The following is a 12,067-nucleotide window of genomic DNA, read 5'->3' on the forward strand; positions in this document are numbered from 1 at the left end:
GTGATATATTCAGCTTAACGAATAAACACGACAAAATATGACGGGAATGATAGATATGAAAAAACGACATTTACAACTGATTCGACTGCTCAATCGAGGACGACGCTTCACCGCTGAAGAACTGTCTCAAGAGACAGGCGCCTCTATTCGAACGATTCAGCGGGATATGCTGTCACTTGAGGAGCTCGGTTATCCGATTTGGAGTGTGCCTGGGATTGGTGGCGGCTACGAGATGTTGCCGAACCGACTGTTGCCACCGCTTCACCTCCGCGAACAAGAAGCCGTCGCCCTTTATCTTACGTTCAAATGGATGGAACACATCCCGGACGTGCCATTCGGTGATATACGACATACGCTGTCCGACTGGTACGCGAACGAATTACCGCAAGACTTAGAGACGAAGATTCATCGCTTAGAACGAAACATCCTGTGGCTCGGGAACAAACAGATTCCAAAGGCTCCGTTCACAAAGGACATCTATCAGGCTGTCGAACAAAGAAACAAGATCGAGATGACGTATCAAACAACGAAAGGCTCACGTACGTTCACCGTCGCACCGGTCGGCATGGCACTCCTTGACTTAAAGTGGTACGTCTTCGGGCTGTCTGAACTGGGGCTTCGTCAATATCGAATCGACCGAGCGGAAGCGGTCAAGTTGCTAGATGAACCGTTTGAGTCCGAGGATTTGGTGACCTTGCTTCAGGCAAGTGATGAACGAATCGGTGTGACCGTTCAACTCGAACTCACCCCACTCGGACGTCGTTTACTTGAAGATGTATTACCCGATATCGAACAAAAGAATGAATGGGACGTCCCTAAGGAAGAACTGCCGTTTTTATCGAGGCAGCTGTTGAAAGCTGGTGCGGAAGTGGAGGTCAAGGCGCCGAGTGCGTTGCGGGAGATGATGAAGGGGCATGCGGAACGTCTTGTAGCACTATACGTATGAAGACTGAAAAGGCTCAACCCGTGCGGTTGAGCCCGATTTCAATTCGCTTCATCCATTTCCTTATGAATGCGTAGCAATTCGTTTTTGTATAAATCAGAGCGACCTCCAAAAATCGCTTGAATGTTATTTTTCACTTTGACGACTCCAGCTGCTCCGAGTGCTTTTAGTTCATCCTCATTGATTTGAGAAACGTCACTTACTTCAACACGAAGGCGTGTGAAGCATGCATCGATATCAAGGATATTCTCTCGTCCCCCAAGTGCCTCTTCAATCGCAAGTGCTGTCGTTTGAATCGCTGATTGACCTGACTTTTTATCATTGTAGTCTTTACGCGTAAACAGTTTCGCTTCTTGTCCGCCACGCCCTGGTGTTGCCAAATTCCACTTCTTGATAGCGAAAGTAAAGATACTATAGTAAACGATGAAGAAACCAATGCCGACGACGATATTCATCCACCAGCGTGGTGTACCTGGTAAAACGTTCACTAAAATATAGTCAATCAACCCTGATCCTCCAGCCCAACCGATATGTGTATCGAGCGCATACATGAGCGCAAAGGAAATTCCCGTCAACACACTATGGATGACATACAAGACAGGTGCCACAAATAAGAAAGTGAATTCAATCGGTTCTGTGATTCCTGTTAGAAACGCGGTACCGGCTGCTGCGATTAATAAGCCTCGAACGACTGGACGTTTGTCCGGATCAGCCTGACGATACATCGCGAGCGCTGCCCCAAGTAAACCGAACATAATGATTGGGAACTTACCAGACATGAAGCGTCCCGCTGTCACTTCGACACCTTCTGCGATTTGAGCGAGGAAAATGTACTGATCACCGTTCACGACCGCATCACCGACCGTTGCTGTTCCACCAAGAGATGTCCACAGGAACGGAGCATACCAAATATGGTGTAATCCTGTCGGAATCAATAACCGCTCTAACATCCCATATAACCCTACGTATGCAGGATTGGTCGCATCACTCGCGATGACGTTTGCCATTGAAGTGAGTGCCGATTGGATTGGCGGCCAGATGAGCATCATGACAAATCCAAGTAAGATTGAGAAGAAGACCATCACAATCCCGACAGAACGATCACCTGCAAAGAATCCCAACACTTCTGGCGGATTAAATGTATGGAACTTTTTATAAACCCATACCGCGAGCAATCCGACCGCAATCCCTCCGAGTACACCGGTTTCAAGGGAAGGAATACCAAGTAACATGCCATATTCCCCACTCTCAGCAGCCATTTCTGCCGTGATACCAAGAGAGATTGAGATTGTCGTATTCATAATGACATATCCGACGAGTGCTGCGAGTGCGGCAATCCCTGATCCCCCTGACAAACCAACTGCGACCCCGATTGCAAAAATGATTGGTAAGTTCGCAAAAATACTAAGGCCTATTTGTAACATCCCAGCACTGATCGCTTCTACCGTTCCGTTCTGTAAAAAAGTCCAACTATCTGCTAAAGGACCTGTGAGTGCCGCACCTAGTCCTAGCAAAATTCCGGCAGCCGGTAATAAAGCGACCGGTACCATGAGCGCCTTCCCAAACTTTTGAAAAACTCCAAACCATTGACTCATTCGATTCACTCCTCATCTTGTAAGCGTTATCAATCTGGACAATGAGAAAGGGGATTGCCTCCCCTCTCTAGTTACCGAATTTCTACTGTTTCGCCCGATTTTAATTCCGGCCAGTACGTTCTGTTTTCCTCAATCAAATCATCTAAGATTCGACGAGCTATTGGTGCATCGACGACTGTACGATTTAGTGTCAACGCCTGAAGTGCCTTCTCATAACTGTTTTCGAAGTATGCGTCGACGACAAGTTGCTCGTAAGCAAGCTGTCCTTCAATCATTCCTTTGTAAAAACGAGGAATCTTTCCGACTGCGAACGGTTTCGGTCCACGATTGGTAAGCATCGCAGGCACTTCAACCATCGCATCGTCTGGCAAGTTCGAAATGATCCCGTCATTTTTCACCATGACGATGAAAATATCACCGCTATTATAGGCTAGCGAAGCAGCGACCCGAATCATATAGCAGCCGTGGATATCGACCTCAAGGTGAACATTTTCGAGCGAGTCATCTTGAATAATCTGATCGCACATCGAGAAGACACGTTCTTGACGTCCGTTGATTACTTGCCGCGCCCGTGTATTCGTGACATCTTCTTTTTCTGCCATGTCAGATGGATATAAATAATATTGAAGATACGTGTTCGGTAAGTACTCTGGGAAATCCGTCAGCATCTTCTCTACTTGTTTGAACGTCTTGATCCAAGATGGGTCATTCGCAATCTCCGAATCTTCCGGGATGAAACCGTCTTCTAAAATGGCGCGTTTGATATCTGCAGTCAATTCATTTCCTTCTTTATCGAAGATACCTGTGAACCAACCAAAGTGGTTGAGTCCGAAATATTCCGGAACGAGATCCCAAATCTCTTTACCGAGAATCTTCGCATAGCTCACCATGATTGCTGCCGGCATGTCGCAAATATTTAATATTTTTTGATCGTCCGGGTAAGCACGTTTGAGCGCCTCGGCGACAATCGCAGCAGGGTTCGTATAGTTTAAGATCCAGCCATCCGGTGAGCCGGCGCGAATGTCAGAGACGAGTTCAATCATATCTCCGATTGAGCGCATCCCGTATGACATTCCGCCCGGTCCACACGTTTCTTGTCCCACCACGCCATGTCGAAGCGGAATCTGCTCATCTTTTTCGCGCATTTCCAAACCACCTGTCCGAATTTGGACGAAGAAGAAATCCTTATCCTTAAAAGCATATTCTTTGTCCGTCGTGTATTCGAACGACTCGAGTTCTGGATAATGCTCACGCAAGATGACTTCACTCGCTTTCGCGACACGTTCTTGACGTAATTCATCTGTATCGTAAAACGTGATGGAACGAAGTGGGAAGTGTGCTTTTTCCTCAATCAAACTCATGATCATGCCGATTGTGTACGTACTACCTCCACCGACGACTACGAGACGCTGTGGTTTTTTCATGTGTGCGTTCCCCTTTCAATACATATCTAATTGATTACAATACAAATCTAATACATATTATTTGAACCGTCAACACCTTTTTAAAAACGTTTTATTTTTGTATACTATGAGTAATGAACGCATACAATCAGGAGGTTATCTACATGAAAGCCAAATCTCCGCTATACCAGCGGATTGCTCAGGAGATGCGCACGTTTATCGAGACCGGCGATTGGGCGCCCGGTGAAGCGATTCCGACAGAAGCACAACTCGTCGAGGAATTTAAAGCGAGTCGAGTCACCGTTCGACAAGCCGTCAAACTACTTCAAGAAGAAGGTTTGCTTTGGAAACGACAAGGGAGCGGCACATATGTACAATCCGAAAAGATTGAACATAATATGTACGAATTAAAAAGCTTTACTGAAGACATGAAAAGGGAAGGAAAGGACGTCACGAGTAAAGTACTTACTTTCACCGTTCAACCTCCAACTGAAAAAATAAGGGAAATACTCGAACTTGATGAAGACGCTCTTGTCTACTATATTCGCCGGTTACGCTTTGCGAACGGAGAACCGCTCATTGTCGAAGATACGTATCTTCCACTCCAATTGTTTCCGGATTTAACGTACGAGGTAATGACACGGTCGAAGTACGATTACATTGAAAATGTCAAAAACCTGAAGATTGCCGATAGTGTTCAGGAATTTATCCCAGTCTTACCGACGAAAGAAATTGCTGAAATGCTCGAGGTGAGCGATCGAACACCGATACTCAAAGTCGAACTCTATTCGTTTCTCATGGATGGCAGTCGCTTTGAGTTCACCGAAACCTATTTCAAGAGTGAGGAGTATCGCTTTATCATCCGTGCCGGTCGAAGACATGAAACGACAAACACCCAGTGAATTCAACGATTCACTGGGTGTTTTGATGAATGACGAGTGATAGTTTGTAATTCACGTATTTGCTGAGTCCATCTAAAAATGCATTCAGTTCTTGATTCGTCGGGAAGCGACACTCGAGTAAATAGCACCCATCCCCGCTCACCTTGTAGTTATGTCTCACGAATTGCCGATGCTCTTTAAGAAAGAGCAGGTACGGATCATGAAATGTACTCGTCGTGTAGATTGTAATCATCGCATGAATCGGTAGACCAACTCGTTCTTCGTTGATTCGAATCGTATATCCTTCGATGATCCCTAGGTCTTCTAACTTTTTAACACGCGTGGCTGTCGCTTGCCCCGTCAAGTGAATGAGTTCGCCTAATTCCTTCATCGTCATCCGACTATTTTGTTGCAAGGCTTCAATAATACGTTGATCTGTTGCGTCCATGCGGCAACTCCTTTCATCATTCAAGTCAATCAATAAAAAGACTTGAATGAAGTGATGTCTTCCAAAACGGGTACGTTCTACACTACATATATACTACATGGAAAAAGGAGAATCACCTATGAACATTCAATTGATCCGAAATGCGACACTCCGCCTTGAATACGCTGGAAAGACGTTTCTCATCGATCCGTTCCTTGCGAAGAAAGGCACATATCCACCTTTCCCAAACTCGGCACGTCAAGATGAGCACAACCCACTCGTTGAATTGCCGATTTCGATTGAAAATCTTCTACACGGAATTGACGCCGTCATCTTGACCCATCTTCATCTCGACCACTATGACGAAGTCGCAAAAGAGGTACTTGCAAAAGAGCTTCCGATCTTCGTTCAAAATGAAGCAGACCAAACCACCATCCAACAGGATGGATTCACAGACGTTCGCGTGTTGACTGAATCGACCAAATTCGAAGGTATTCATCTCGTCAAAACGGTCGGGGAACATGGTCGAGGCGACATCTTATCGTTGACTGGTGAAGTATGCGGTGTCGTCTTTACACATGAAACGGAAAAAACATTATACGTCGCAGGAGATACAGTCTGGTATGAAGGTGTCGCTGAAACCATTCAATCACATCGCCCAGAGGTGATTATCGTCAATGCGGGAGACAATCAATTCTTAGAAGGTGGTTCACTCGTCATGAATGAAGTGGACGTGCTTCATGTCGCAGAAGCTGCCCCGGACGTCAGCATCATCGCCGTCCATATGGAAGCAGTGAATCACTGGAACTTGTCACGGGCTGACTTACGAAAGTACGCAGAACAGCATCAATTTTCGAATCAGCTCTTCGTCCCTAAAGATGGTGACACACTCAGGCTGTAACATGAAAACCTCCCGAATCATCGGGAGGTTTTCATGTGGTCTCACTTCTAGGACTATTCGATTCCAGTTCATTCACAGAGTCTAACAGACGTTCGGTATTCTTAGCACTGCTCGTCAGGTAAATGGTTTCTAACAAGCTATTATATTCTCGTTCAGAAATGATAACAGCATTTTTCCCGCCTTCTTTCGAGATGAAAATCGTCTCGTCATTTTCACATACTTGATGAAGCAAGCAGTTCAACTTTTTTTGCGCTTTCTGGTATGGAATCGTAGACATTCACATCACTCCTCATTTACGCCCATTATATTATGATTTTTTATGAATGACGAAACATCTATGTTTTTAGATTCGTATAAAAGACCACTCATACACAAAGGCGGAATGCACATGCATCACGAGAACAAACAGTTCATCCACTTATTCAAAAACGGTCAGTTCGATGACATTTATCATCAAATGACCGCTTCGTGCAAATCTCATTATTCCATGGACACGTTTCATCACGAAGCGTCTTCGTTTCATCATGGAATTCGGCGCTATCGTCTGCTCAATGAGATGGTGTTGAATGGGAAACGGTGTGTATTATGGTCGGATTTGCGAAAAGAAAAGTTATTGTCCGTTCAATTCAATCACGTGAATCAGATTGAATCCATTCAGATGACGGTCACATCCTCTTCAAAAGAGACCAATCCTTTCACGAAAAACAAATACCGCCTTCCATTCAAAGAGCAGTGGTTTGTTGTCTCCGAAGGGACGAACGTCGGGATGTATCTTCATGAACCGATTCGAAAGAAACGTGATGGCTATGACTTTCTAAAAACAAAGAATCAGCAATCTTACAAACATAGAAAAGTCGGAATCGATGGCTCGTATGCGTTCGGAGAACAAGTTCTGTCACCACTCGATGGTACAGTTTATCAGGTCGTCGATGGATTAGCAGATGAACCAAATCCTGATCATCCACTCGGCAATCACGTCATCATTCAACACAAACATGATGAATACACGCTTCTCGCCCACTTAGAGAGTGGTTCGATTGTCGTCAAAGTTGGAGACCAAGTGAAGACCAAAAAGGTGCTTGCCCGCTGCGGACGCTCCGGCAACACAGTAGAGCCACGCTTGCATATGCGTGTCATGAATCACCCGACTGTGGACACCGCGACCGCCCTCCCGATTCGATGGAAAGGCCGAAAGCGACCTGTGCGTGGAAAAGTGGTCACCTCCCGCGAAGAGGATGGTTGGTCAAATGGGCTCGTAGCTCTCGATTTTTCAGAACTGCTTTTTTACATCATTCAGGCCATCCCGCGATTATTCTTTCGCTTTTTCGGATAAGAAAACCCCTCAGAAATCTGAGGGGCCCAACATCACATATCCAAATCTGTAAACGCGAGCGGAACGAGTTCCCCAAGCGTCACTTCTTTCACATCGGCGTTGCCGTTTGTAAGGAGTACTTTGAAGTCAGGATCGCCGAACTCGACCATGACCTGGCGACAGATGCTGCAAGGTGGCAAGAAGTCTTCCGTGTCCCCAGACACGGCAACCGCTTCGAAGTCACCTTTTTTGTATCCTTGAGCGATTGCTGTAAAGATGGCTGTACGCTCTGCACAGTTTGTTGCTCCGAACGAGACGTTCTCGACGTTGACACCGTCGATGACCGTGCCGTCCTTCATGAGAAGTGCCGCACCGACGCGGAACTTCGAATATGGTGAATACGCATTGTCCTTCAATTGGCGTGCACGCTCGACTAATTGTTGTTGGTTCATCTTAAGTCATTCCTCTCGAATACCGAATGAACTGATGCCAGTCCCCATGCCTCTCATTTTTGGGCAGGATTTATAGCATACACCCGCCCCAAAGAGAAGTCAACGACTTTTTTAGAACGCTTTCATAGAGAAACAAAAAAGAAGGAACTTCCGCTCCTTCTCCCTTCAAATTCATCTTTATACTAGTTCAAGCTGCGCGACAGGCGCCTCTTCCGTTTCTGGCTGCACATGATGGCGACCAATCGGAATGACGGACGGTGAACCGGATACAGGGTCACACATGACCGAACAGCGAAGGTTGAAGACCCGATGGATCAAATCACACGTGATGACGTCCGACGGCTTCCCTTCCGCAATCAACTTCCCTTTATCGAGTGCGAAAATATAGTCCGCATAACGTGCCGACAAGTTGATATCGTGAAGCACCATGACAATCGTCGTCCCGTACTTTCGGTTCAAGTCTGTCAACAAGTCGAGAATCTCGACCTGATACGTGATATCGAGATACGTCGTCGGTTCATCTAAAAAGAGGACGTCTGTCTGTTGAGCCAGTGCCATCGCAATCCAGACGCGTTGACGCTGTCCGCCTGACAATTCGTCAATCGGACGATCCGCAAACTCCGTGATGTTCATCATCTCCATCGCCTCGGCGACGGCCTCGTAATCGGCTTTCGTCCATCCCTTCAAGAACGATTGATGCGGATAACGACCGCGACCGACGAGATCGGCGACCGTGATTCCTTCAGGTACGACCGGGGACTGTGGCAACATCCCGAGGACACGCGCCAGCTTTTTCGGTGCCATCTTCGAGATCGGCTTATCATAAAGCGTCACTTGACCGGCACTCGGTTTAATGAGGCGTGCCATCGTCTTCAGTAGCGTCGACTTCCCGCAACCGTTCGCACCAATGATGATGCTGATCTGGTTGCTCGGAATTTCAAGACTGATATCGTTCAAAATCATCTTGTCCTCGTATCCTGAGGTGAGATGTTCCACTTTCATAATGGATGCCATTTAGAAGTCCCCTTTCTGGTTCATCCGAATCAACAAGTATAAGAGATAAGGCGCGCCGATGATGCCGGTGATGACACCGACCGGATAGCGTGCCGTGAAGGCGAATTGTCCGACGAGGTCGGCCGCGAGCACTAAGATGATGCCGACAAGCGCTGCCGGCAAGATCCCGGCGTGACTCGTCCCGACGAGGCGTTTGGCAATCGGTCCCGCCAAAAAGGCGATGAAGGCAATTGGTCCCGTCGTCGCTGTCGCGAGAGCGAGCATAAACACCGCCGCAACGATGAGAAGTAATCGGGTTTGGTTCGTATTGATCCCGAGCCCTGTCGCCGCCATTTCACCGAGCTCGAGCATCTCGAGCTGACGGGTGAGTAACAGTACGATCGGTAAACAGATGAGTACCGTGATGATTAAAGGCGGCAACTCTTCTAGCTTCGCCCCATTTAGGCTTCCTGTCAACCATCTCATGGCCATGGCGACATCATTTTGTCGGCTGATGAGCAGTAAATAATTGATGACCGCCGTGAGCATCGCCTGAATGCCAATCCCGACCAAGACGAGGCGTCCGATGGAGAAGGCTGCCCCTTTGGATAAGAAATAGATGACGAGCACGGTCACGAGTCCTCCGATAATCGAGGCAATCGAGATGATGGCCTCGCTCGACTGGAGGACGACGATACAGAAGACGGCAGCCGCACTCGAACCGGTCGTGATGCCGATGACGTTCGGGTTGGCGAGCGGGTTACGGAGCATCGTCTGAAAAATCGTTCCCGCGGCACCAAACGCCGCCCCCGCGAAGACACCGGCGAGCATGCGTGGTAAACGAAGGACCTCTACGGCGAACGTTGCCCCTTTCACATCTTCTCCGAGCAAGACGCCGATGACGTCCTGGACGGGATAAATCGTATTGCCTAGCATAAGCATCAAGCCGCTCAACGTGAGCGCGATGACGGTCAGGAGAAGCGTCATCCCGACGTAGCGACGACGGCGCTTCATGCGTCCTTGTCTGATTTGTTCAATCGCTGGTTGCATCATAGTCCTCGTACTTTCACTTTCATCGTCAATAGAATCAAGATTGGTGCCCCGATGAACGCCGTCACGATCCCGACCTCAAGCTCCCCCGGACTCCCGAGCAAACGTCCGATGACGTCCGAGAAGGTCAGAATGATGGCACCGGCTAGGGCAGACATCGGCATGAGATAACGCTGGTCTGGACCGAGCACGAGCCGAATCAAGTGCGGGGCGAGTAAACCGATGAAGCCAATCGGGCCGGCAAGCGCCGTCGCCGCTCCACACAGGATCACGCCAGCAAACGAGGCGGTCAGCTTCAACGTGCCGGTTCGAACACCAAGACTCTTCGCCATCTCTTCCCCGAGTGCGAGTGCGTTCAAGGAAGGCGCGGTCACAACTGCAATCACGAGACCAATCAATAAGAACGGTAAAAACGTATAGATGGAATCGATGTTTCCTGCCCCAACGCTCCCGACTTGCCAGAAGCGAAACTGATCCATGACGTTCGAGCGCGGGATCATGAGGGCCATGACGAGGGATGACAACGCCGCACTCGTCGCTGCTCCCGCCAAGACGAGTTTGAGCGGGGTCGCCCCACCTCGACCGAGCGAGCCGATGCCGAAGACAAAGATGGCTGTCAACAACGCCCCGACGAGCGCGAACCAGATGAACGCACTCGCTGTCGAGATGTTGAAAAACGCGATTCCGATGACGACAGCAAGCGCTGCTCCCGTGTTGACTCCGAGAATACTCGGGTCGGCGATTGGGTTACGCGTCACCGACTGCATGAGTGCCCCCGCCACACCGAGCGCTGCCCCGCACATGAAACTGAAGATTGTCCGGATGACCCGCTCCCGGACGATGTCCGCTTCATACGACTGAACAGCCGGACGGAATAAACCGTCCAGCAGTTCATTCCACCCGACTGTCCGTGAGCCGAAGGCAAGGGATGCCAGAATACATACCACCGTCAGTACGAGCGTCCCGATCAACAGGAGCGGGAAGTACTTCGGGGTATGCATCTGCTTCACCTGATGTTGCATCATTTTACTTTCGCAAGCGCATCCGATACGCGTGAGACGTACTCATCAATTGTATATTCAATCGAGAGTGGCGTCGGTGTACCTGCCGCTGCGAGTGGCGTGTTATCTTCGATCAAGACGACCGATCCGCGTTCGATGGCTGGCACTTTACTGTAGAGCGGGTCTGCTTGGAGCGCCTTCAACGTATCTTCATTCCCGTATGTGACGAAGATATCGACGTCGTTCAAGATATCAGCGTTCTCTTTGCTGAGTTCAAGATAGAAGCTGTCCGTCTTCCCTGCTTCGTCGACAATGTTTTGTGGATATTCCATCCCGAGTTCTTCGATGAAGGCACCACGTGGGTCACCCGTCGTATAGATATAGAATTTTGAAAGGTCTTCCGCGCTCATCGAGACGAATGCGGCTTTCTTTCCAGCAATCTCAGGAACGGCTGTCGCTTTGTCGGTGATCAACTGCTCCGTGTCCTTGATCAACTGTTCGCCTTCTTCACCAAGTCCCATTGCGAGTGAGTCATAGCGAACCATGTCTTGCCATGACGTGACCCAAGGTGTTTCTTGGTATGCCACGACCGGCGCGATTTGGCTGAGCGTGTCGTAGTCTTCTTGCGTGATCCCTGAGTAGGCCGCCAAGATGACATCTGGGTTTGAATCTGCGATTGCTTCAAAGTCTAATCCGTCTGTGTCTTGATAGATGTTCGGGTTCTCTTCCCCGAGTGCTGTCAACTTCTCTGCTGTCCATGGAAGCATACCACTGTCGTCTTGGACACCGTAGTTCGCAGCCGAGAATCCGACCGGTACGACGTCAAGCGCAAGTGCGACGTCATGGTTTCCCCATGAAATCGTTGCAACACGTTCTGGTTTCTCTTCGATAACCGTTTCACCGAATGCGTGCTCGATTGTGATCGGGTAACCTTCTGCAGATTCCTCCGTCCCTTCATTCGTGGAAGCGTTCTCAGCTTCTTCCGAACCACAACCGGCTAAGATGAGTGCAAAAGCCGATACAAAAATGAACATATGTAACCATTTCTTCAATGTGTTGTTCACGTGATTTTTCTCCTTTTCAAACTTCTCTATTTTCTCGATACTGAT

At 48.5% G+C, this 12,067-nt stretch carries 13 protein-coding genes; 4 read left to right on the top strand and 9 right to left on the bottom strand.

Annotated features, from left to right (window positions below; genetic code table 11):
* The first annotated feature begins 55 nt into the window (after nt 1-55).
* Nucleotides 56-946, top strand: a complete 891-nt coding sequence (locus KNP62_RS06660) for a helix-turn-helix transcriptional regulator (RefSeq protein WP_214784642.1) — start codon at nt 56-58, stop codon at nt 944-946.
* Between the two features lie 38 nt (nt 947-984).
* Here KNP62_RS06660 and KNP62_RS06665 read toward each other — a convergent pair whose 3' ends face one another.
* Nucleotides 985-2,538: a PTS transporter subunit EIIC gene (locus KNP62_RS06665; RefSeq protein WP_214784646.1), complete on the bottom strand. Its 1,554-nt coding sequence runs from the start codon at nt 2,536-2,538 to the stop codon at nt 985-987.
* Between the two features lie 71 nt (nt 2,539-2,609).
* Nucleotides 2,610-3,962: a 6-phospho-alpha-glucosidase gene (locus KNP62_RS06670; RefSeq protein ID WP_214784649.1), complete on the bottom strand. Its 1,353-nt coding sequence runs from the start codon at nt 3,960-3,962 to the stop codon at nt 2,610-2,612.
* A 143-nt stretch (nt 3,963-4,105) separates the two neighbouring features.
* Here KNP62_RS06670 and KNP62_RS06675 point away from each other — a divergent pair, with 143 nt between their 5' ends.
* Nucleotides 4,106-4,843 carry a GntR family transcriptional regulator gene (locus KNP62_RS06675; RefSeq protein ID WP_214744468.1) on the top strand — a complete coding sequence of 246 codons (738 nt, stop codon included), beginning with the start codon at nt 4,106-4,108 and terminating at the stop codon, nt 4,841-4,843.
* Between the two features lie 10 nt (nt 4,844-4,853).
* Here the strand turns inward: KNP62_RS06675 and KNP62_RS06680 are convergent, their stop codons facing one another.
* Nucleotides 4,854-5,270 carry an Lrp/AsnC family transcriptional regulator gene (locus KNP62_RS06680; protein ID WP_214784652.1) on the bottom strand — a complete coding sequence of 139 codons (417 nt, stop codon included), beginning with the start codon at nt 5,268-5,270 and terminating at the stop codon, nt 4,854-4,856.
* A 118-nt stretch (nt 5,271-5,388) separates the two neighbouring features.
* Here KNP62_RS06680 and KNP62_RS06685 point away from each other — a divergent pair, with 118 nt between their 5' ends.
* Complete coding sequence (locus KNP62_RS06685; protein WP_214784655.1) at nt 5,389-6,150, top strand: MBL fold metallo-hydrolase; 762 nt, start codon at nt 5,389-5,391, stop codon at nt 6,148-6,150.
* A gap of 31 nt (nt 6,151-6,181) precedes the next feature.
* On the opposite strand, the gene KNP62_RS06690 is transcribed toward KNP62_RS06685, so the two are convergent.
* Nucleotides 6,182-6,427, bottom strand: coding sequence for a type II toxin-antitoxin system Phd/YefM family antitoxin (locus KNP62_RS06690; RefSeq protein ID WP_214784658.1), 246 nt, complete (start codon nt 6,425-6,427; stop codon nt 6,182-6,184).
* 111 nt (nt 6,428-6,538) lie between these two features.
* Between KNP62_RS06690 and KNP62_RS06695 the strand changes: the two genes are divergently transcribed.
* Entirely contained in the window at nt 6,539-7,483 is a 945-nt protein-coding gene (locus KNP62_RS06695; RefSeq protein WP_214784661.1) for a M23 family metallopeptidase, read from the top strand.
* A gap of 32 nt (nt 7,484-7,515) precedes the next feature.
* Here KNP62_RS06695 and KNP62_RS06700 read toward each other — a convergent pair whose 3' ends face one another.
* The 5 genes from KNP62_RS06700 to KNP62_RS06720 form a co-directional block, all read right to left on the bottom strand.
* Nucleotides 7,516-7,914: a cytidine deaminase gene (locus tag KNP62_RS06700; RefSeq protein WP_026825163.1), complete on the bottom strand. Its 399-nt coding sequence runs from the start codon at nt 7,912-7,914 to the stop codon at nt 7,516-7,518.
* Nucleotides 7,915-8,091: 177 nt separating this feature from the next.
* On the bottom strand, nt 8,092-8,928 hold the full coding sequence (locus KNP62_RS06705) for an ABC transporter ATP-binding protein (protein ID WP_214784664.1): 837 nt from the start codon (nt 8,926-8,928) through the stop codon (nt 8,092-8,094).
* Nucleotides 8,929-9,960, bottom strand: coding sequence for a FecCD family ABC transporter permease (locus tag KNP62_RS06710; protein WP_214784667.1), 1,032 nt, complete (start codon nt 9,958-9,960; stop codon nt 8,929-8,931).
* Nucleotides 9,957-10,958, bottom strand: a complete 1,002-nt coding sequence (locus tag KNP62_RS06715) for a FecCD family ABC transporter permease (RefSeq protein WP_483299206.1) — start codon at nt 10,956-10,958, stop codon at nt 9,957-9,959. Before KNP62_RS06715 ends, KNP62_RS06710 begins: the two co-directional genes overlap by 4 nt.
* Nucleotides 10,959-10,978: 20 nt before the next feature.
* Nucleotides 10,979-12,022 carry an iron-siderophore ABC transporter substrate-binding protein gene (locus tag KNP62_RS06720; protein WP_353047522.1) on the bottom strand — a complete coding sequence of 348 codons (1,044 nt, stop codon included), beginning with the start codon at nt 12,020-12,022 and terminating at the stop codon, nt 10,979-10,981.
* Between the last annotated feature and the right edge of the window lie 45 nt (nt 12,023-12,067).

The sequence above is a fragment of the Exiguobacterium sp. s183 genome (genome assembly GCF_018617655.1).
Taxonomy (GTDB): domain Bacteria; phylum Bacillota; class Bacilli; order Exiguobacteriales; family Exiguobacteriaceae; genus Exiguobacterium; species Exiguobacterium aestuarii_A.